Consider the following 22,064-nt stretch of genomic DNA (forward strand, 5'->3'; position numbering starts at 1 on the left):
CCCCGCCCATGATCCCCATCCTGCAAGAAACCAAATCCACCTGCCCCTACTGCGGCGTGGGCTGCGGCGTGGTCATTGAGTCACACGGCACCCAAATGACCGGCGTGCGCGGGGACCCGGATCACCCGGCCAACTTCGGACGCTTGTGCACCAAGGGCCAATCGCTGCACCTGACGGCCGCACCTCAGGTTACGGCGCAAACCCGCTTGCTGACACCTCAGTGGCGGCCCGTTCGCGGCCAGGCCCCTCAAGCACTGGTCTGGAATGCCGCCATGGACATGGCCAGCCAGCGTCTGGCCGCCATCGTGCAAAACCACGGCCCCGATGCCCTGGGCTTTTACATCTCGGGCCAGTTGCTCACCGAAGACTATTACGTCTTCAACAAGCTGGCCAAGGGCCTGCTGGGCACCAACAACATCGACAGCAACTCGCGCTTATGCATGAGCAGCGCGGTGGCGGGCTACAAGATGACCTTGGGGGCCGACGCCCCACCCGCCTGCTACGACGACATCGCCCACGCACAGTGCCTGTTCATCGCGGGCAGCAACGCGGCCTGGGCACACCCGATTCTGTTTCGCCGCATCGAAGACGCCAAACGCGCCAACCCGGCGCTCAAAATGGTCGTGGTCGATCCGCGCCGCACCGACACCGCCGACATGGCCGATCTGCACCTGGCCATCCAGCCGGGCACCGACGTGATGCTGTTCCACGGTCTGCTGCACATCATGCTGGCCCAAGGCTGGACTCAAGCCGCCTATATCGCCACCCACACCAGCGGCTTTGAAGCCCTGCAAGCGCTGGCCGCCGACTACACCCCTGCGCATGTGGCGCAGATTTGCGGCGTGCCCGAGGCTGACCTGTTCACCGCTGCCCGCTGGTTTGCGGGCGTGCAAGACGATCGCATCATGGAGGCAAGCGCTGACCGTGCACCCACACTCAGCCTGTATTGCCAGGGCCTGAACCAGTCCAGCAACGGCACCGCCAAAAACGCAACGCTCATCAACTTGCACCTGGCCACGCAGCAAATCGGCCGCCCCGGCGCAGGCCCCCTGTCACTCACGGGCCAGCCCAACGCCATGGGTGGGCGTGAAGTCGGTGGCATGGCCAACTTGCTGTCAGGCCACCGCGATCTGGCCAATGCGCAACACCGCGCCGAAGTGGCCGCGCTGTGGGGCGTGGCCGATGTGCCCGCCCAACCCGGCCTCACAGCCGTGGAGATGTTCGAGGCCGCCGCCGACGGTCAAATCAAAGCCCTGTGGATCGCCTGCACCAACCCCGCGCAGTCCATGCCTGACCAGAAAACCGTGCGCCGCGCCTTGCAACGTGCCGAGTTCGTGGTGGTGCAAGAGGCTTTTGCCACAGCTGCGACGTGCGACTACGCCGACCTGCTTTTGCCCGCCACCACCTGGGGCGAAAAAGAAGGCACAGTGACCAACAGCGAGCGCCGCATCAGCCGCGTGCGCGCCGCCGTGACGGCGCCTGGGCTGGCCCGAGCAGACTGGGCGATTGCTGCCGACCTGGGCCAGCGCCTGGCCGTGGCGCTGGGCCGTCCGCAAGACGTCCGGCTGATGCATTACCCCTGCCCCGAGTCGGTCTGGAACGAACACCGTGAAAGCACACGGGGACGCGACCTGGACATCACGGGTCTCAGCTACGCCCATCTGGAAACCACAGGCCCCGCCCAATGGCCGCTGCCCGAAGGCACCAGCACCGGGCAGGGCCGTTTGTATGCCGACGGCCAATTCCCTACCGCTGATGGCCGCGCCCGCTTTGCCGCCGTCAGCTGGCAACCCGTGGCCGAAGAGCGCGTGTCGCAGTTCCCGTTTTCATTGACCACCGGCCGCCTGCGCGACCAGTGGCATGGCATGACCCGCACCGGCACCGCAGGCCGCTTGTTTGCGCACAGCCCCGAGCCTTGCGTGCAAATCAACCCAGAAGACGCGCAGCGCCTGGGCCTGCAAGACGGCGAGCTGGTGCAGGTGCGCAGCAAGCGCGGCACTCTGGTGCTGCCGGTGCAGGCCAGCGCGCAAGTGGCGTCCATGCAGGCCTTCATCGCCATGCACTGGGGCCCCGAAGTGCTCTGTGGCCGAGATGCCCAAGGAGAAGCCGGGCTGGGCGTGAATGTGCTCACCACATCGAGCTACTGCGCCACATCCAAGCAACCCGAACTCAAACACGCGGCGGTGCAAATCACCCGCGCCGCCCTGTCGGCCGATGCCACCTGGCAACTGGCAGCCATGGCCTGGCTGCCCAGCGACACCGTCTGGACCGTGCGCCAGCAATTGCAAAAGCTGCTGCCGCAATTTGACTTTGCCTTCTTGGTGCCCTTCACCGACCCGAGCGCCGCCTTGACCGACCAGACCCCGCGCACAGGCTTGCTGCTGCGCGCGGCCTGCAGCCAAGCCGCTGATGCGGCGCTGCTGCACACCGTGGCCGAGGCCCTTGGGCTGAACGGCGCAGACACCCTGAACTACCAGGACGCGATCCGGGCGCAGCGCCGTTCGGTGCAATTGAGTGCACCGGACAAAACCGGCCTGCGCAGCCTGCAAGGCTTTCTGGTCGCAGGCGACAGCCGCTCGGCCCGCTGGCTCAAAAACTTGCTGCAGGAGGCCACGCCGCTCAGCTGGCCCGCACGCCAATGGCTGATGGCGTCCGACGCACCGCCCGAAGGCGCAGCACCGGTCAGCCGCCAGGTGTGCAGCTGCCTGAATGTGCGCGAAGACGCCATCACCGCCTGCCTGCAGACCCAGTCGGGCAGCGAAGACCAGCGCCTGGCCGGGCTGCAAAGCCAGTTGCGCTGCGGCACCCAGTGCGGCTCGTGCGTGCCCGAGCTGCGCAAGATCATCCGGCGAGTCCCCCAGCCCGCCTGAAGCGCATACCCATATAACGAACAGTTATTCGACTTCCTTCACAATCACTCATATGGGAATCAGCCACTACATCAAGGACATCGGACGCGGCAAAGACGGCGCGCGGGCGCTGGGCCGTGCGCAAGCAGCTGACCTGATGGGCCTGATCCTGGACCAGCAGGTCAGCGACCTCGAATTGGGTGCGTTTTGCATCGCCATGCGCATCAAGGGCGAGTCGCCCGAAGAGATGGCCGGTTTTCTAGACGCCACGCATGCGCGCCTGAACAAGGTCCACACGGGCCAGGTGCCTACGGTGGTGCTGCCCAGTTACAACGGGGCACGCAAGCTGCCGGTGCTCACCCCTCTGCTGGCCCTGCTGCTGGCACGCGAAGGCGTGGCGGTGGTGGTTCACGGCAGCGCCACCGAAGACAAACGGGTGAGCAGTCAGGCGGTGTTGGCCCATCTGGGCGTGAACGCCATCGACCACGTTGGCAAAGCGGCGGCAGGGCAAGTGCAGTACATCCCCACGGGGGTGCTGCACGCTGGGCTGGACCGTCTGCTGTCCGTGCGCCGCGTGGTGGGCCTGCGCAACCCCGGCCACAGCCTGGTCAAACTGATGAACCCCTGTGATTCAGAAAAGGGCCCCGCCCTGGTGGTGAGCAGCTACACGCACCCCGAATATTTGCTGTCCATGTCGGCCACGTTTGCGCTGACGGGCCAGCACGCCCTGTTGCTGCGCGGCACCGAAGGCGAACCCGTGGCCGATGCCCGGCGCACCCCGGCGATGGACGTTTTCAAGAACGGTCAGACCCTGCGCGTGCAGGAACAGCAAGAGGGCTCACTGGTGCAAGTGCCTGAACTGCCCACCACGGACGCAGCCGCCACAGCCATGTACACCGAACATGTTTTGCAAGGCCTGCTGCCTGTTCCCCAAGCCATTGCGCTGCAAGTCCAAAACATCCTGCGCGAGGTGAAGCCATGAACACCCCACCCGAACTCCCCCGTGGGAGCGAGCCCCTGCTCGCGAATGACCGCACCGCCAAGGCCACTGGCCAAGGCCGCTGCACCCTGGTCGGCGCAGGCCCGGGCGACCCGGAGCTGCTGACCCTCAAAGCCGTCAAAGCCATTGCCAGCGCCACCGTGCTGCTGGTGGACGACCTGGTGAATGACGAGGTGTTGGCCCATGCATCCCCCAACGCCCGCATCGTGCATGTGGGCAAGCGTGGCGGCTGCAAGAGCACGCCACAGGCATTCATTGACAAGCTGATGATCACCGCCGTGCAAGAAGGCGAGCATGTGGTGCGCCTCAAGGGCGGTGACCCGTTCATCTTTGGCCGGGGCGGCGAAGAGGTCGAACACCTGCGCCAAGCGGGCATTGACGTGCAGGTGGTCAACGGCATCACCTCGGGCCTGGCGGGCATGAGCAGCCTGGGCGCACCGCTGACCCACCGCGAGCACGCGCACGGCGTGGTGTTTGTGACCGGCCACGCGAAACCGGGTGACAGCGGCACCGACTGGGCACAACTGGCCAACACGGCACGCCAGGCCAAGCTGACGCTGGTGATCTACATGGGTGTGAGCAGCCTGGCGCGCATTTGCCAGGGCTTGCTGCAAGGCCTGCCCGCCCACACGCCAGTGGCCATCGTTCAGCACGCCAGCCTGCCCACCCAACGCGAAGCCCTGACCACGCTGGACCAACTGCTGGACACCGTGCAACGCGAAGGCCTGCTAAGCCCGAGCGTGATCGTGGTGGGTGATGTGGTGCAGGGCGCGCGCGCCTGGGCCAGCCGGCAGCACCCCATGCAACCCACAGCCTTGCATGCGTGATGCATCTGTAGGATTACAAATTCCAACATCTTCCGGTCGATGGAATCGTTTCAGGACGATGGAGCCACTAGACTTTGCCGCGCGGTACTTTTCACCGTGAGCAAGGGAGTAATTCATGGGACTTTTTGATTCAATCGCAGGCCAAGTCGTTCAACAAGCCACATCGGCCTTGTCGGGTGGCAACAGCACAGACGGCAACAACATGATGCAAATGCTGACAGGCTTGCTGAACAACCCCGAGCTGGGCGGCATCAGCGGCCTGGTCAGTGCTTTCCAGAAAAACGGCCTGGGTGACACCGTGGCGTCATGGATCTCGAACAACACCAATTTGCCCATTTCGGCCGAGCAAATCCAGTCCGTGCTGGGCCAAGGCCCGTTGCAAGACCTGGCCAGCAAAATGGGCCTGTCCACGGGCGACGTGGCCTCCACCCTGTCCGAGCAATTGCCCGGCCTGGTCGACCAGCTCACCCCCGATGGTCAACTGCCCAGTGGCGACCTGATGTCTCAAGGCATGGGTCTGCTCAAGGGTTTCATGAAGTCTTGATTCCCATACCCTGAAAGCACAAACGCCCAGCGGGGCGTTTGTGCCAAATGTTTGTGCCAAATTTGGGTTTGATCCGCCGCTGAGCGCACCCAGCTTGCCCCTTACACTTCCCAGCCATGAATACATGGGATGTCGTGATCGTCGGGGCCGGGGCTGCCGGTTTGTTTTGCGCAGGCGTGGCGGGCCAACGCGGGCTGAAGGTGCTGGTGATCGACCACAGCGACAAGATCGCCGAAAAAATCCGCATCTCAGGCGGCGGGCGCTGCAACTTCACCAACCGATTGCTCGATGCATCGGCCCCGCAAAAGCACTTCATCAGCCAAAACCCGCACTTTTGCCGCTCGGCCCTGTCGCGCTACACGCCGCAAGACTTCATCGACCTGGTGCAAAAACACGGCATCGCCTTCCATGAAAAGCACAAGGGGCAGCTGTTTTGCGACCACTCGGCCGAAGACATCATCCGCATGCTGCTGGCCGAATGCGAGGCGGGCGGCGTGGACATCCGCACGGGCTGCAGTGTGAAGTCTGTCCAGGCGCCCACCGAAGAAAAAACGCACTACACCCTTGAAACCACGCAAGGCAACCTTCACACCACCTCTGTGGTGGTGGCCACGGGCGGTTTGTCCATCCCCAAAATCGGTGCGAGCGACTGGGGCTACCGCATCGCCAGCCAGTTTGGCCTGCGCTTGGTGGAACGCCGCCCCGGCCTGGTGCCCCTGACCTTTGATGGCGATGCCTGGGCACCTTATGCCCAACTGGCCGGGCTGGCACTGCCTGTGGGCATCGAGACAGGTGAGAAGAAAAACCGCATGCACTTTGACGAAGACCTGCTGTTCACGCACCGGGGATTGTCCGGGCCGGGTGTGTTGCAAATCTCCAGCTATTGGCAAGAAGGCACACCGATTCGCCTGAACCTGGCCCCGGAGGTGAACCTGCCCGAGCGCCTGCAAGAGGCCAAGCTGCGCTCCAAAAAACTGCTGGGCAATGAACTGGCCACCCTGGTACCCAGCCGATTGGCTGAGGCCTGGGTCAGCCAGGACCCGGCCCTGCAACGCACCGCCGCCGAAGTACCCGACAAGGCCCTGAACAAACTGGCCGAAGCCCTGTCCAACTGGCAGCTCACCCCCAATGGCAGCGAAGGCTACAAAAAAGCCGAGGTCACGCTCGGCGGGGTGGACACGCGCGACGTGTCTTCTCAAACCATGGAGTCCAAACAGCCCGGGCTGTACTTCATTGGCGAGGTGATCGACGTGACCGGCTGGCTGGGCGGCTACAACTTCCAGTGGGCCTGGGCCAGTGCCCATGCGTGCGCTGTCGCGCTGCACTGTCCCACTGAGCGTCACGGCTCGGCGTAGTGGGTGAAATACCCATCAGCACAAAAGCACGTCGCATCGTGTAAAAAACTCAAAACGTTCCAACTGACCACAGCACCAGCTTGGCCATGTGACAAAACCACTGAATCTTGGGTCTTTGCTAAACTGAATCCACAACCTGCATGCAGCCAAACGGGCATCACGAGGGACACCATGAAATTTGACCATTTAAAGGCCCTGCCCCTCACAGACCGCCTGCTCGCCATGGAAGCGCTGTGGCAATCCTTTGCACACACACCGGCACTCAACATCATTCCCGAATGGCATCAGCAAGTGCTGTCAGCCCGCTTGCAAAAACTCCACGCCGGGCAAGAACAAACCATTGCGCGCTAAGCGCTGCATGACGAAGCCAAAACGGTGCGCAATGGACAGGCCCCCAACGTCTGCGCCCAGTGATCTCTTCAAAATCAGGCTGAATGCAGATGTGCTGCATGCCTTGCGACATTCGCGCGATGGATGCAAACCCCTGGGTAATCACCCTGTTGGCCGCTATCGTGCATAGCGGCGGCTACGGTAACGCTTGGGGCACTGCGCAATGGACCTGTGGCCCAGCGCAGCGGAATGCATTCGTGCTTTGATTGTTCGGTCATCGACCACATCGACAAGATCGCAGCTTTGGACGCTGCCGTCAAAAACTGAAGCGCCTGCCCAACTGCAAAAACAGGTTGTACGTGCCGCCAGAGCCCTTGGCAGCGCCCAGATAAATATCCCCGATCTTGCTGTCCACTGCGACAAACAGCGTGCCGCTGTAGCGCCAGCGCATCGCGTCGCCCTTGTACCAGGCATCCCCCGCTTCGAGCACGGTGCCCACATAGGTTTTCTGATTGAACAGGCCCCCGTCGGTCAGGCGGTACATGTAGGTGGTTTGCAAATGCGCCAGCTGGTCCCCGGCCAATTGGCCCATGCGGTAAGCCCCCATGTTCTGAAAGCCACCGAGCATCAACTGAGTGGGTGATCGGCAGTTGTCACAGTCGAGCCTGACACGATCACGCGCCAGCTGAAGGCCCAGATTGACACTGTGCGGCCCCTCCGAATGAGCCCACTTGGCCGTCAAACGGCCACCGCTGTACACAGCGCCCGAGACCCCGCGCTCCACACTGCTGTCCCAAAAATACCCGCGCGTGGGGAAACTCAGTGAGTCGAGTTGATCCACCTGAAACTGCACCTTGAAGGCGCTGTATTTGACAAGATCGGTCACATAGCGGTCACTGAGCCCCACAGGCATTGCTGTGTCAAAACTTCTGCGAATCCCGCTGGAGACGCGGCCGAGCTTGATGGCCGCATGGCGATCAAGGTCATACACCAGTTGCGCCTCCAGGGTGCGAATCGTCTGGCTGAAATTGGCCAGTTTCTGGCTGCCTGCTTCTTCGCGATAAATCGCGGATCTGTACAAAGGCAAATCACTGCGTTGCCAAGAGGCACCGGCCTCCAAACGCCAGTCCCGAGACAGCGGCTGGTGCAAACCCAGGCCCAGTTCCGACTGCGAGCCCATGCGGGCATCCACCGAAAATTCCAAGCCAGACGGGGTCACCCAGGGTCTGCGGTAGCCGATACCTGCCGTGAATTGCGTCACACCATCGACCTCCGTCGAAAAACCCATGGTTGTCTTGAAGAAATGGGGGCTGTAAGGCTTTTCACGGACCTTGACCGTCAAGGTGTAGCGATCACCGTGCTGCTGCGTCAGGCTGTAGCTGACCAGGTCGAAGTAACCGCTGGTGTAGAGCTCATCCATCAATCGTTCGGCCTGAACGGGTGAAAACTCCTTGTCCAGCATCGGTGACAACATGGTCTGTATGTAGCGCTCCGACACATCCTTGTGGCCTTGCGCCTGAATCGCCACGATGCGTTTTTCCCGCTGGTCAAACGACAGCCGTGTCGCAGCTTGTGCCACAGGCTGATCGGCCCATGCTGCGCGCAAAGCCTGCAGTTGGGGCTGCACGGCGGCCAAAGCCTGCTGGCCACGCGCCACGATTTCCGAGGCACGGTTGAAATCGGCAAAGCCGATGTCCTTCACCAAAGGCTGGACCAACACATCTTGCGGGCGCAGCAAAGCCAGGTTGCGCTTTTCATTTTGCCGAATCAGGATGTCCAGCATCCGGTTGGCCACCACCAGGGCGTGGCTGGCCGGCGCGGTCTTGTCCTCGTCCACACCTCCGCCCAAAAAAGACGCCACGATCACATCAGCACCTTCACGCAACGCGACTTCAATGGGCAAATTGGCCACCAAGCCCCCGTCCACATAGGTTTCGCCATCCACCTCGACCGGGGCAAAGACAGCCGGTGCAGCCATGCTGGCGCGGATGGCCAGATGCAAGGCCCCTTGCGCGAACACCTTCATCTCGCCATCGCGGTAGCGGGTGGCCACAGCACGGAACGGAATTTTCAAGTCATTGAAATCAACATCGGGCGGCACATGCACAGTCAGGCCCTGCAACAGGCTCAGAAAACGCTGCCCATCGCTCACACCCCGCGCAAAGGAAACACCCCCGTCCTTGATGCCAAACTCCAACTCCACCGGGTATTTCTGCTGGTAAGCCCGGGTACGCGAAGGCAACTCCAGGCGGTTGAGCTGGTCCAGCGCCACTTTGGACGGGTCCAGACCCCCAATCACCCGCTCGATTTCATCGATGGAGATGCCACTGGCGTACAAGCCCCCCACAACAGCCCCCATGCTGGTGCCCACGATGCGGGCCACCGGAATCCGGTCTTGTTCCAGTTGACGCAGCAGGGCCAGATGGGCAAAGCCTTTGGCGCCCCCTCCCGCCAGCACCACCACCACCGAAGGCCTCGGGGTCTGGGGGATGGGCGCATCTTGCCCCATGGCGCTACAAGCCATCAGGCCCAAGGCAAGCGCTGCGATGACCTGAGTCAGGAGCGCACGCACAAGGGTGATCGATTGGTGGAAATGCATTGGACTTGTATTTTAGGAAGTCTGCCTTGGGCTCGCCCCCAACCCAGCGCCAGGTGCCAACGAGTGTCACCGCATTGGCTGTCGCCATCGGCTCAAGATGTGCTTTGGGCCACACAAAAACCGGCATCACGGTTCCCCAGGCGCTATAATCCGAGGCTTTGCTGGCAAACCCCCGTCTGCCAAATACTAGTTCGTGACGGGGAACCGCCGGAACTGGGTTTCAAGGGCCCGATCTCCCTTGATTCCGCAGCCGGCACATTTTTGGAAAATTTGATTCAATGACCACCATCCGCGTGAAAGAAAACGAGCCGTTTGACGTTGCACTGCGTCGCTTCAAGCGCACCATCGAAAAACTCGGCCTGCTGACAGACCTGCGTGCCCGCGAGTTCTACGAAAAGCCCACGACCGAGCGCAAGCGCAAGAAGTCGGCTGCCGTCAAGCGTCACTACAAGCGCGTTCGCAGCATGCAACTGCCCAAGAAGATGTATTGATCTTCTGATTTGTATGGCCTGAAAAGGTCTGCAAACAAGCCCGCTGGAGGACGCTCAGGCGGGCTTTGTCGTTTCTACACCCCACATTTGCAAAACCCCAGGAGCCCCTCATGAGCCTGAAAGAACAAATCACCGAAGACATGAAAACCGCGATGCGCGCCAAAGACACCGAGCGTCTGGGCACCATCCGCTTGCTGTTGTCGGCCATGAAGCAAAAGGAAGTCGACGAACGCATCGAACTCGACGATGTGGCCGTGGTGGCCATCGTGGACAAACTGATCAAACAGCGCAAAGACTCGATCACCGCTTTTGAGCAAGCCGCCCGCCAGGACCTGGCCGACAAGGAAAAAGCCGAAATGGCTGTTTTGGTGGCTTACCTGCCCGAGCGCATGTCCACCGAAGAAGTGACTGCGGCTGTGCAGGCCATCGTGGCCGATCTCGGTGCCAAAGGCCCCGGCGACATGGGCAAAGTGATGGGTGCGGTCAAAGCCCAATTGGCCGGCAAGGCCGATATGGGTCAGGTGTCGGCAGCGGTCAAAGCCGCCTTGGCGGGCTGATGCACCGTCAGCGCGGCGGGCAGCGACTGGCTTGATCAATTCGCGCTGACCGCAGACGCATCCGGGGACAAGCTGGGCTTGAAATCAAGCCTGCAAAATCAGCGCCGCCCCGGCCACCGCCAACACCGCCCCACCCCATGCCCCCCAAGCCGGGCGGCGGCGGTACACACCCCACAGCAGCGGCAGCAGCAAGATGGGGGTGAGCGACGAGAAAATGCCCACCAAATTGGCCTGCCCCGTGTGCAAGGCCTGCAAGATCAAGGTCATGCCCAGCGCCATGGCCACCGCCGCACTGGCCCAGGTGTTGAACAGGGTTTTGGCGGTCAAGGGGTTTTGCACCCGCGCCACCTGCGCCCCAGCCCACAGCAGCGCCAGATGCGCCAAAAAGCTGGCCGAAGTGCGCACGGCAGACGCCGCCACCGCATCCACACCTGAAGCCATCAAGGGCTTGATCATCAAGGTGGCCACCGACTGGCAGGCGGCGGCCAACAGGCCCAGCAAAACCCCGGTCATCAAGGTGCCGCGCGTATTTTCCCAAGCATGCGTTTCGCTCTCGCGGCGGCCCCAGACAATCGCCACCATCACGCCCGAAACCAGCAAACCACCGCCCAGCAAAGTCCAACCCCACAGGGTTTCGCCCAGAAACAGCCAGGCCAGCAAGGTGGAAAAGATGGCGTGCGTGGCAAACAACACGCCGCTGCGGCGTGGCCCCAGCCGGTTCATGCAGGCAAACAGCGCGGTGTCGCCAATGAAAATACCGATGAAGCCTGACAGCGCCAGCAAGGCGATGTTCGAGCTGCCCAGACTGCGCCACTGCCCTGTGAACAGCGCCAGCGCCCACAGCAAGGTGAGCGCAAAAAACAAACGCCAGCGGGTGAAAGCAAACGCCCCCATCTGGCTGGAGGCGGCAGCAGAAAACAAACTGCCCACCGCCCACGACAAGGCGGCGAGAGCCGCCAGAAGTTCAGCCTGCACAGCGCAGCAGGCCTCAGCTGCCGGCCAGCTTCATGCGGTTGACCAAAATGGAGCCGGTGGTTTTGGCACCCATGTTGTAGGTGTCCGCCCCCACGGCCTCGATGCCCATCAGCATGTCTTTCAGGTTGCCCGCGATGGTGATCTCGTGTACCGGGTAGGCAATCTGCCCGTTCTCCACCCAAAAGCCACTGGCCCCGCGCGAATAGTCGCCCGTGACGTAGTTCACGCCCTGACCCATCAGCTCGATCACGAACAGGCCCGTGCCCAGCTTTTGCAGCATGGCGTCCAAATCGTCCGTGGACTGCGTCAGGCGCGAAGTCAGCGTCAGGTTGTGCGAGCCCCCCGCGTTGCCGGTGGTCTTCATGCCAAGTTTGCGGGCCGAGTAGCTGCTCAAAAAGTAACCCTCGACACGCCCTCCCTTGACCACTTGGCGGCGCACCGAGCGCACGCCTTCGTCGTCAAAAGGCGAACTGCCCTTGCCACGCAGCAAGTGCGGGTCTTCTTCGATGTCGATGTGTTTCGGGAACACCTTCTTGCCCAAAGAGTCGAGCAAGAAACTGCTCTTGCGGTACAGCGCGCCGCCGCTCACGGCCTGCACAAAGCCGCCCAACAGGCCAGCGGCCACAGGTGACTCGAACAGCACCGGGCACTCGGTCGTGGCGATCTTGCGGGCTCCCAGACGCGACAAGGCGCGTTCGGCGGCATAGCGGCCCACCGCTTCGGGCGAAGCCATCTCATCGGCGCAACGCATCGAGGTGTACCAAGCATCGCGCTGCATCTCGGCGTTGCGGCCGGGCAGCTTGGCGATCGGGGCGACCGAAATGCTGTGGCGCGAGCTGGCGTAGCCGCCGCGAAAACCGTGCGTGTGGGCGCTGAAAAAATGGCTTTGCTGGGCCGACACGGCCGCGCCGTCGCTGTTGGTGATGCGGCGGCTGGTTTTCATGGCTGCGGCTTCGCACTGCAAGGCCAGCTTGGCAGCTTCTTCACTGTTGATCGCCCAAGGGTGGAACAAATCCAGATCGCGATGGTTCGTTTCGATGTCGGCCTCGTCGGGCAAACCGGCTGTCGGGTCTTCTGCGGTGAAGCGGGCGATGTCGTAAGCCGCCTGCACCGTGCGCTCGATCGCGGCTTTGGAAAAGTCCGAGGTGCTGGCGTTGCCACGGCGGTGGTCCACGTACACCGTCACGCCCAGCGACTTGTCGCGGTTGCGCTCCACGTTTTCAAGCTCGCCCTTGCGCACGCTGACCGACAGGCCACAACCTTCGGACGCTTCGGCCCCCGCGTTGGTGGCCCCCAGCTTTTTGGCGTGTTTCAGGGCGATGTCGACCAGCTCTTCAAAGTGGTCACGCGAGTAGCTGAAACCGTCGTGGGCCTGCGCGCTGGAGGCGGCGGCAGGGGCGTTTTGTTTCACGGAACTTTTCACAGAAATTTTCACGAAGAGGGTCTCGAAAAAAATGGCGGGCGCCGGGCCCGCAGTGGCCGCTATGATACTTGCCACCCAGCCCCTGCGCTGCCTCAGAGAACGAGTTCCCCCAGTCATGTCCCGTAAACCCAAAAAAGGCTATTTCGTCCGTGGTCAATTTGTTGCCGAAGGCAGCGAACTTGACCTGGAGTACAAGCGCGAGCTCAAAGGCGGCCTCGACGGCCCCAGCCGCACTGAACTCAAGCGCGAAAGCACCGAACTGCAAGAACTCGGCACCGCCTTGCTCACGCTGCGCAAAGACCTCATGGAGGGCCTGGCCTTGCCCGACAAACTGGTGGACGGCCTGGCCGAAGCCAAGCGCATCACCAACTTTGAAGGCAAGCGCCGCCAGATGCAGTTCATCGGCAAACAAATGCGCCTGCTCAGCCCCGAAACCCTCCAAGCCGTGCGCGAAGCGCTGGATATTCAGCGCCTGGGCAGCGCCAAGGACACGCAAGCCCTGCACCTGGCCGAAACCTGGCGTGACCGCCTGATCGCAGACGATGCCGCCGTGGGCGAATGGATTGCGCATTACCCGCAAACCGACATCCAGCAACTGCGCGCCTTGGTGCGCCAGGCCCGCAAGGACGCGGTGCCGGTCACCAACGCGGCAGTCTCGCAAGGCCTGGCCCCACGCCAGGGCCGTGCTTACCGCGAACTGTTCAAACTGGTGCGCAGCATCCTCACCGGCGGCGAAAGCGACAACACCCCCGACGAGACCGAAGATGAGTGAATCCAACGCTACGATCCCTTTTGACCCGATCAAGATCGGCATCGTGTCCATCAGCGACCGCGCCAGCACCGGCGTGTACGAAGACAAAGGCCTGCCCGCACTGCAAGAGTGGCTCACCAAAGCCCTGCACAACCCCATCACATTTGAGCCGCGCCTGATTCCGGACGAAAAGGACCGCATCAGCGCCACCCTGATCGAATTGGTCGACGCCGGTTGCAGCCTGGTGCTGACCACCGGCGGCACAGGCCCTGCCCTGCGCGACGTGACGCCCGAGGCCACACTGGCCGTGGCCGACAAGGAAATGCCCGGCTTTGGCGAGCAAATGCGTCAGATCAGCCTGAAATTTGTGCCCACAGCCATTTTGTCGCGCCAAGTGGCCGTCATTCGGTGCCAAAGCCTGATCATCAACCTGCCCGGCCAGCCCAAGTCGATTGCCGAGACCCTGGAAGGCCTGAAGGACGCCGACGGTAAACCGGTGGTACACGGCATTTTTGCGGCCGTGCCCTATTGCGTCGATTTGATTGGCGGCCCCTACATGGAAACCAAGGACGAGGTCTGCAAGGCCTTCCGGCCCAAAACCGCAATCCGCCCGCCTCGCTGACGCCTGACTCTCGTGTCGGGGCTCAAGTTCATTACAAAAACTGTGCCATACAGGCAGGCGGCTACGGCTACGGCTGCACTTGCAACGTTCAGGGCCTCGGCCAAAGCCTCTTGCCGACAGCCCTGCCTCTGACCGGGCCACCCTTTTCGGGTATAATCCGATTTTTTCGGCAAGCGCGACAGCAGCACCTCCGGCCCGACCAACGCCATCCAAGCGACGCCCCCATGCGGGCAGGTCACCGTTCCGCAAGGACTGCACTCCAAATGTTCGCCCACCCTCTTGCCTTTGCAGATTGGATTCCTACATAAGGTTCTGATCTGTGCCTTAACCCACGCCCGCGCCGGGATGTATTTGGCGCTGACTGTGTCTGTTTCCTTGTTCCTTTTTGTGTCCCGAGGTGTCCATGCCCGCTCAAAAGCCGAAGAAGCCTGCTCAGGCCCCAGCCAAATCCAAAACCGTAGCCAAGACCACCCAGGCTGCAGACCAAGCCAACGCGCCCGTCGCGAAGAGCAAGGCCTCAGTCAAAACGCCTGTGAAAACACCTGCCAAGGTGTCCACGCCCACGGCCGCCAAAACACCCGCCAAAACGGCAGGCAAAGTGGCTGCCAAGGATGCAGTGCCCCAGGTCAAAGCCACGCCAGCCCCGGACACCTCCGCCAAGTCTGTGAAGAAAGCCGCCTCCGTGCCAGCCAATAAATCCGAAGCCATCGAGAAAAAAACCGTCGTCAAAGCCAAAGAAGCTGCGGGTGACGTGGAAGTGAAGAAAACCGCCAAAGCAGCCAAAGCCGCTGCCCCGGCAGAAGACAAAAAGCCTGCCGCCAAAAAAGCGCCCGCCAAATCCACGGGCGCCAAGCGCGGCCCCAAGAAAAAAGGCAGCATCGCCGAGCCGAGCATGGACGATGATTTGAGCGACATCGAAGACGAGCTCGAAGCGGAACCGATTGCCGAGCCAGGCTCCGAGACTGCAGAAAAGGTCAAGCCCCTGCGCATGAAGATCAGCAAGGCGAAAGAACGTGCCTTGATGAAGGAATTTGGTCTGGACGAAACCGTCCTGACCGAAGCAGAAATGAAGCAGCGCCGCGACCGCCTCAAAGCCCTGATCAAGCTGGGCAAGACCCGTGGCTACCTCACCAACGGTGAAATCAGCGACCACCTGCCCGACAAGCTGGTCGATGCCGAAACCCTGGAAGTGGTGATCGCCACCCTGAACGACCTGGGTGTGGCGGTGTACGAGCAAACGCCCGACGCCGAAAGCCTGATCATCACGGACAACGCACCCACCGGCTCTACCGAAGAGGAAGCCGAAGAAGCCGCCGAAGCCGCCCTGTCCACCGTGGACAGCGAATTCGGCCGCACCACCGACCCGGTGCGCATGTACATGCGCGAAATGGGCACCGTGGAACTGCTGACCCGCGAGGGCGAAATCGAAATCGCCAAGCGCATCGAAGGCGGCTTGATGGACATGATGGCCGCGATCAGCGCATCGCCTGCCACCATCGCCGAAATCTTGCGCATGGCCAACGAAATCCGTGAAGGCAAGGTCGTCATCTCCACCGTGGTGGACGGTTTCGCCAACCTGAACGAAGCCGACGACTACGTGGCCGAAGAAGACTTCGACGAATTCGACGAAGCCGATGACGACGACGGCAAAGGCGGCTCCAAGGCCCTGACCAAGAAGCTCGAAGAGCTGAAGAACCAGGCGCTAGAGCGTTTTGACCGCATCACCGAGTACTTCGAAAAAGTGCACAAGGTCTACGACAAGGAAGGCTGGGGCACGCCCGCTTACAACAAGGTGCAAACCGCCCTGTCGGAAGAGCTGATGACCATCCGCTTTACGGCCAAGACCATTGAAAAGCTGTGCGACATGGTGCGCGGCCAGGTGGACGATGTGCGCAAGAAAGAGCGCGAACTGCGCCGCATCATTGTGGACAAATGCGGCTACCCGCAAGAGCAGTTCATTGCCGAATTCAGCGGCCGTGACAAAAACGGCAAGCGCGTCGAATCCCAGCTGCTCAACCTGAAATGGATTGAAAAGCAGGCCGCCGCTGGCAAGAGCTGGAGCGCCGTCATGGGCCGCAACATCCCGCCCGTGCAAGACCTGCAGCAAAAGCTGATGGACCTGCAATCGCAGGTGGTGGTGCCCCTTGATGAGCTCAAAGACATCAACAAACGCATGAACGCGGGCGAGCGTGCCAGCCGCGACGCCAAGAAAGAGATGATCGAGGCCAACTTGCGCCTGGTGATCTCGATCGCCAAAAAGTACACCAACCGCGGCCTGCAGTTCCTCGATTTGATCCAGGAAGGCAACATCGGCTTGATGAAGGCGGTGGACAAGTTCGAATACCGCCGGGGCTACAAGTTCTCGACCTACGCCACCTGGTGGATTCGCCAGGCCATCACCCGCTCCATTGCGGACCAGGCCCGCACGATCCGCATTCCGGTGCACATGATCGAGACCATCAACAAGATGAACCGCATCTCGCGCCAGCACTTGCAGGAATTCGGCTTCGAGCCCGATGCCTCCATCCTGGCCGAGAAGATGGAAATCCCAGAAGACAAGATCCGCAAGATCATGAAGATCGCCAAAGAGCCGATCTCCATGGAAACGCCGATCGGTGACGACGACGACAGCCACCTGGGCGACTTCATTGAAGACAGCACGCACACCGCCCCCATGGACGCGGCCCTGCAGGCCGGTCTGCGCGATGTGGTCAAGGACATCCTCGACAGCCTCACGCCACGCGAAGCCAAAGTGCTGCGCATGCGTTTCGGCATCGAAATGTCGACCGACCACACGCTGGAAGAAGTGGGCAAGCAGTTCGACGTGACCCGCGAACGCATCCGCCAGATCGAAGCCAAGGCGCTGCGCAAGCTCAAGCACCCCAGCCGCTCCGACAAGCTGCGCAGCTTCATCGACACGATGTAAGCCGGCTCAGCAGCCGCTCACAGCAAAAAGCCTCCCGACTGCGAAGTCGGGAGGCTTTTTCTTTGGTCGCGGCCCAGGTCAACGCCATCTGGTCTCAGTAAATCTTTAAGCAAAAAATATGAATTAAAAATTTATATGTTCGTTATCGCACAATAAAATCACGCCTAATATTTACAATTAATACAAAATCAACGAAAGAATAAAAAACAATGAACCCCGCGTGCAATGTACTTATTTCGCAGTTGAGCAGTGAAAAATGCGAAATTCTTTTACCCCATCTGCAACTGAGCTGCCTGGAAGCGGGACAACTGATCTTCAGACCCCAAGAGTTGATCCAGTTCGCCTACTTTCCCGTAACCACCATCATCGCCTTGCAAATTGACATCTCCGACGGTTCCAGTGCAGACATCGCCTGGGTGGGCAAAGAGGGCATGGTGGGCAGCGGTGTCATGGGCAGCAATCAGAATTTCAGCCGTGCGCGGGTCAAATTTTCGGGTTTTGCCTACAAGTTGCCCCTGCCCATCTTCCAGTCCGAACTGGCGCAGGACCGCGCATTTCTGAAAATCTGGATGGCCGCCACACGGCAAATGATCTTGCAAATTGCCATGCCCAGCGTCTGCAGCAGCAAACACAGCAATGAGCAACAAATCGTGCGCTGGATCCTGAACACGCTGGACAAAACCCAGGGACAGACACTGCAAGTCACCCACCAGGAAATCGCGGACGTGCTGGGCATCCGCAGAGAATCGGTCACCCTGAGCGCGGGCAGGTTGAGCCATGAAGGCTTGATCGAAGTCTCACGCGGACAACTGCACGTTCTGAACCGACCCCAACTGCAAGCCCGCGCTTGCGAGTGTTACCGGATCATGAATCCCATCGCCAAACATTGAGTGTTCCCTGCGCAGAACGCGAACGATGAACCACCACACCCCCGTACACCACCCCGAGCGCATCCTGACCATTCGCGCCCGGCACGGCCTGGCCTGCTTGCTCAGCGCAGGCATGTTTCAAGCACTGGCACAGTCCGGCCCTGAACCGGCCAACCCACCCCCCGTGTGGATTGGTTTTGACGACGCTTACGGCCTGAAAACCAACACCTCGGCCACCGCCATTGAATGGGGCATCAAAGCCGCCATGGAAGAGATCAACGCCGCAGGTGGCGTGCTCAACGGCCGCCCCCTGAAACTGCTGACCACCGACAACAAAGGTCTGACGGCGCGGGGCAAGGACAACTTCATTGAGCTGGCCGGAACCAAAGATCTGATCGCGGTGCTGGGGGGCAAATACAGCCCCGTGATTGTCGAAATGTTGCCTGAGGCCCAGCGGCTTCAAGTCCCCTTGATCAGCGTCTGGGGTTCTGCAGACCCGATCACGGACCATGACCAAACCCCCTCGTACACGTTTCGCGTGTCACTCAAGGACGCCTGGGGTGTCGAAGCCATGATGAAGCGCCTGTCCTCCAAATACAGCGCTCGGCAAGCCTGCGCCATCTTGCCCAACACCGCCTGGGGCCGCTCGGCCGAACGCGTCATCCAGGAAAAATCGGTCTCCAACCACATCCGTTTCCCCGTCGTGCGCTGGTACAACTGGGGCGATGCCTCGCTCAAAGTGCACTACCAAGCCTGCCTGGATTCGCGGACACAGGGCCTGCTGCTGGTCGGCAATGAAAAAGAAGCCGCCGTCATGATCAAGGAAATTGCAGCGCAGCCCCCGAACCTGCGCTTGCCTGTGGTGTCGCATTGGGGGGCTGCGGGCGGCACCTTGCATGAACTGGCCACGGCGGAATTGCCCTTGGTGCGGATCGACTTCATCCAGACCTTCAGTTTCATCCGCAACAAAAGACCCCGCGCCCAATATTTGGCCGACTGGATTTTGAAAAACACCGAGCTGAAATCCAGCAGCGACATTCCCAGCCCTGTGGGGGCCGCCCATGCCTACGACACGGTGCACCTGTTGGCCAGCGCCCTGAAGCTGGGTCAGTCCACCGACCCCCGCCAAATCCGCAATGCACTGGAGCGGCTTCCCGCCTTCCATGGCGCTGTGCGTCATTACGCCCGGCCGTTTACCAGTCAGCGCCACGATGCACTGGACAAATCGCAAGTCTTGTTTGTCAAGCTCACCCCCACCGGGCAGCTGATTCCGCAAGACTGACATGGCCCGCTCGACATCGCTTCAAGCGCAAATCAGCCGGGAAATTTTCAGTCTCTTCGGGGCCTACGTCGTGGGGGCTACCGCTTTGGTCATGCTGTTGGCCATTTACGGCATCTATTACTACCAAAAAGAAGAATTCAAACACTACAAGGCGCTGATCTCTACCCGGTTGTCGGCTGAAATCAAAGCGGCCTTCCAGCAAGCCGAGGGCTTGGCGCAGTCCACAGAAGTCTGGACCGCCATGACCGACTCGGCCGGGCGGGGCAGCTACCTGTTGCCCGTGCTGGCCCAAGCCAACCAAAACCCCAACTGCACATTTGCCCTGCTGGACTACCGGGGGCGGGCATTGATCCCCAATGAAAACGCTGCAAGTTGGATGATCGACGCGAGGGCCAGCATTCAAAGCGCCATCGCAGACGGCCGGACCCACATCGACACCGTGTACAGCGGTCAGCGCCATGCGCTGGTGGTCAGCAAACCCATCACCGCCAACTTCACCGATGGCAGCGTCGGCCTGCTCTTGCTTCGGCTGGACTTGGGCAAGACCTTGGCCAGCCTGGATTTACCCCGAGACCTCCAGGTCAGCTTCCGCATGACGCCCTCGGACTTCGGCACCGCCGATGTTTCCACGCAAAGCGAAACTTTCCGGCTGGCATGGACCGAGGCAGGACGCGAACATGCCATCCATGCACAGTTGCAGCAAAGTTATTTGCCGGCCTTCCTGTTCGTCACCGCAGGCTTGGTCATGTCCCTGGTGTGCGGCGCTTTGTTGTTTTGGGGACTCAAGCGCTGGACCTGGCATTTTTCCCAACGCACCACCCAGCGACTCGCCCAACTGGTGGAATTGGCCACCAACACCTTGCAAGGCCACGGCAGCTCGTTGGAGCCCGACAACGCAGGCGATGAAATCTCTGAAGTCGCCCATGCTTTGCAGGGCATCTTGCAGCAACAAAGGCAATTCACCCAGCAGCTGACCATTTTTTCTCGGGTGTTTGAAACCGCCGCTGAAGCGATCCTGATCACCAACCAACAAGGCCTCGTGATCGATGGCAACGCCGCGCTGCTGCAAGTCACCGGCTACACCCGAGAAGAACTGCTCAACCAACCCGCAGGCCGCCTGTACATCCAGGACCAGCAAGGCAAAGACCGGTTGCTGATCGCACAAACCGTTCGCGCACAAGGTGCTTGGCGGGGCGAAACCTACTTCCTGAGCAAACAGCAAACGCCCATCCCGGTTTTGCTCTCGGTGTCCAATTTGCTGGACGCCCAAGGTCGCAGCCAAGGCCATGTCTCGGTGTTCACGGACATACGCCCCATTCGCCGCGCAGAACAAAAACTCACCGAAATGCTGCACGAAGACCAGCTCACCGGCTTGCCCAACTACCGCGCGTTTCTGGCATTCATGCAGCAGCGGATCAAGGGTGAACGTTTTGCCCTGCTGTTCATTGACCTCGACCACTTCAAGCGCATCAACGACACGCTGGGGCACGAACAAGGCGATGAAGTCATCCGGCAAATTGCCAACCACCTTCGCGCGCAATTGCCACCTGCACACTTCTTGTGCCGGCGCTCGGGCGACGAATTCATCGCCGTGGTGGACGCAGATGCACCGACAGAAGCATTCCGCAAAAATCTGCAAGCCATCTTCAAACCCACCGTTTTTCCGGTCAACGGCCAAGGCACCGTACAGATCACGGCCACCTTCAGCGCCGGGGCCGCCTTGTGCCCCGACCACTCACAAACTTTGCATGAGTTGCTGATTTACGCCGACACCGCGCTGCTGCACGCCAAAGAATCAGGGCGCAACCAAATCCAGTGGCTCGATGCCCGGATGATGGCCGCCACCACACGCAAATCACGGGTGGATGCGAAATTGGCACAGGCCATTCGCGAAGGAAAAATCCACCCCTGCTACCAACCGGAAGTGGACTTGCAAAGCGGAAAAATCATCGGATTTGAAGCCTTGGCGCGTTGGCAAGACGAGGAGTTGGGCACGGTCACGCCGGCCGAATTCATTCCCCTGGCCGAGCAATCGGGGGCCATCGACCCCTTGACGCAGAGCATGTTCGAGCAAGTGGTGCAAGACAGCCGCAGCATTCGCGCACGGTTTCCGAACACCGTCATGGCCTTGAATTCATCGCCCCAGCTCTTGTCTGGCAAACGGCTTTTTGCGATGCTGTCCAACCTGGCCTCCGAGCAGGACAACGGGCTGGCCCACTTCGTGTTGGAGATCACCGAGTCGGACTTCGACTTGAGCCCCCAAGAGCTGGCCATTCAGCTGCAATCGATCATGGGCATGGGCGTGCGCATCGCCATCGACGATTTCGGAAAATCGTACTCATCGCTCTCACGCCTGGCCAACATGCCCATCCAAAAACTGAAGCTGGACATGTCTTTCACCACCGGACTGGATCGTGAAGAAAACGTCAAGATCGTCTCGGGCATCCTGGCCTTGGCCCAATCCCTTGGGCTCGAAGTGACGGCAGAAGGCGTTGAAAACCGATTCCAGCGCGACACGCTGCTTCGCCTGGGTTGCCTGCAAGCCCAAGGCTATTTTTACGCCCGGCCCATGCCCCTTCGGGACGTACTGGCCCTGCCGCCAACTTTAGGGCCTGGTTGAAGCGTTGAGGCCAAGCGTTGGGGCCAACAGCACGCCCCCCACCT

Annotated in this window: 17 protein-coding genes; 14 read left to right on the forward strand and 3 right to left on the reverse strand. The window is 61.0% G+C overall.

Annotation, left to right across the window (positions count from 1 at the left end; all coding sequences use genetic code 11):
• Positions 1-8 precede the first annotated feature (8 nt).
• The 6 genes from B9Z47_RS05875 (at position 9) to B9Z47_RS05900 (ending at position 6,926) form a co-directional block, all read left to right on the forward strand.
• A complete protein-coding gene (locus B9Z47_RS05875) occupies positions 9-2,870 on the forward strand; it encodes a nitrate reductase (RefSeq protein WP_199226274.1) in 2,862 nt (953 codons plus the stop codon).
• Positions 2,871-2,922: 52 nt separating this feature from the next.
• A complete protein-coding gene (gene ybiB, locus B9Z47_RS05880; protein WP_108330323.1) occupies positions 2,923-3,831 on the forward strand; it encodes a DNA-binding protein YbiB in 909 nt (302 codons plus the stop codon).
• Positions 3,828-4,676 carry a uroporphyrinogen-III C-methyltransferase gene (cobA, locus tag B9Z47_RS05885; protein ID WP_108330324.1) on the forward strand — a complete coding sequence of 283 codons (849 nt, stop codon included), beginning with the start codon at positions 3,828-3,830 and terminating at the stop codon, positions 4,674-4,676. The genes ybiB and cobA overlap by 4 nt, the downstream gene beginning before the upstream one ends.
• Positions 4,677-4,791: 115 nt before the next feature.
• Positions 4,792-5,220 carry a YidB family protein gene (locus B9Z47_RS05890; RefSeq protein WP_108330325.1) on the forward strand — a complete coding sequence of 143 codons (429 nt, stop codon included), beginning with the start codon at positions 4,792-4,794 and terminating at the stop codon, positions 5,218-5,220.
• Between the two features lie 116 nt (positions 5,221-5,336).
• Positions 5,337-6,575 carry an NAD(P)/FAD-dependent oxidoreductase gene (locus B9Z47_RS05895; RefSeq protein ID WP_108330326.1) on the forward strand — a complete coding sequence of 413 codons (1,239 nt, stop codon included), beginning with the start codon at positions 5,337-5,339 and terminating at the stop codon, positions 6,573-6,575.
• A 171-nt stretch (positions 6,576-6,746) separates the two neighbouring features.
• Entirely contained in the window at positions 6,747-6,926 is a 180-nt protein-coding gene (locus B9Z47_RS05900) for an addiction module protein (RefSeq protein ID WP_108330327.1), read from the forward strand.
• A gap of 295 nt (positions 6,927-7,221) precedes the next feature.
• Here B9Z47_RS05900 and B9Z47_RS05905 read toward each other — a convergent pair whose 3' ends face one another.
• Positions 7,222-9,477: a patatin-like phospholipase family protein gene (locus B9Z47_RS05905; RefSeq protein ID WP_158271628.1), complete on the reverse strand. Its 2,256-nt coding sequence runs from the start codon at positions 9,475-9,477 to the stop codon at positions 7,222-7,224.
• Positions 9,478-9,782: 305 nt separating this feature from the next.
• Here B9Z47_RS05905 and rpsU point away from each other — a divergent pair, with 305 nt between their 5' ends.
• Positions 9,783-9,995, forward strand: coding sequence for a 30S ribosomal protein S21 (rpsU, locus tag B9Z47_RS05910; protein WP_019428257.1), 213 nt, complete (start codon positions 9,783-9,785; stop codon positions 9,993-9,995).
• 110 nt (positions 9,996-10,105) lie between these two features.
• The gene (locus B9Z47_RS05915; protein WP_108330329.1) at positions 10,106-10,552 is read left to right on the forward strand and encodes a GatB/YqeY domain-containing protein; all 447 of its coding nucleotides are present in this window, start codon (positions 10,106-10,108) and stop codon (positions 10,550-10,552) included.
• Positions 10,553-10,636: 84 nt separating this feature from the next.
• Here the strand turns inward: B9Z47_RS05915 and B9Z47_RS05920 are convergent, their stop codons facing one another.
• Positions 10,637-11,527 (reverse strand): DMT family transporter, encoded by an 891-nt coding sequence (locus B9Z47_RS05920; RefSeq protein ID WP_108330330.1) that lies wholly within the window; start codon positions 11,525-11,527, stop codon positions 10,637-10,639.
• Positions 11,528-11,540: 13 nt separating this feature from the next.
• Positions 11,541-13,067 (reverse strand): metalloprotease PmbA, encoded by a 1,527-nt coding sequence (pmbA, locus tag B9Z47_RS05925; protein ID WP_233253673.1) that lies wholly within the window; start codon positions 13,065-13,067, stop codon positions 11,541-11,543.
• Between pmbA and yjgA the strand changes: the two genes are divergently transcribed.
• From yjgA to B9Z47_RS05955, 6 genes are all read left to right on the forward strand, one after another.
• Positions 13,066-13,722, forward strand: a complete 657-nt coding sequence (gene yjgA / locus B9Z47_RS05930) for a ribosome biogenesis factor YjgA (protein WP_108330331.1) — start codon at positions 13,066-13,068, stop codon at positions 13,720-13,722. The two genes, pmbA and yjgA, sit on opposite strands and share 2 nt — an antisense overlap.
• The gene (mog, locus tag B9Z47_RS05935; RefSeq protein WP_108330332.1) at positions 13,715-14,323 is read left to right on the forward strand and encodes a molybdopterin adenylyltransferase; all 609 of its coding nucleotides are present in this window, start codon (positions 13,715-13,717) and stop codon (positions 14,321-14,323) included. Before yjgA ends, mog begins: the two co-directional genes overlap by 8 nt.
• A gap of 403 nt (positions 14,324-14,726) precedes the next feature.
• Positions 14,727-17,249, forward strand: coding sequence for an RNA polymerase sigma factor RpoD (gene rpoD, locus B9Z47_RS05940; RefSeq protein ID WP_233253674.1), 2,523 nt, complete (start codon positions 14,727-14,729; stop codon positions 17,247-17,249).
• 242 nt (positions 17,250-17,491) lie between these two features.
• Positions 17,492-18,139 (forward strand): Crp/Fnr family transcriptional regulator, encoded by a 648-nt coding sequence (locus tag B9Z47_RS05945; RefSeq protein WP_233253675.1) that lies wholly within the window; start codon positions 17,492-17,494, stop codon positions 18,137-18,139.
• Positions 18,140-18,164: 25 nt separating this feature from the next.
• Complete coding sequence (locus B9Z47_RS05950) at positions 18,165-19,400, forward strand: ABC transporter substrate-binding protein (RefSeq protein WP_108330334.1); 1,236 nt, start codon at positions 18,165-18,167, stop codon at positions 19,398-19,400.
• Between the two features lies 1 nt (position 19,401).
• Positions 19,402-22,020 carry a bifunctional diguanylate cyclase/phosphodiesterase gene (locus tag B9Z47_RS05955; RefSeq protein ID WP_108330335.1) on the forward strand — a complete coding sequence of 873 codons (2,619 nt, stop codon included), beginning with the start codon at positions 19,402-19,404 and terminating at the stop codon, positions 22,018-22,020.
• The last annotated feature ends 44 nt before the right edge of the window (positions 22,021-22,064 follow it).

This window comes from Limnohabitans sp. 2KL-1 (assembly GCF_003063435.1).
Classification (GTDB): domain Bacteria; phylum Pseudomonadota; class Gammaproteobacteria; order Burkholderiales; family Burkholderiaceae_C; genus Limnohabitans_A.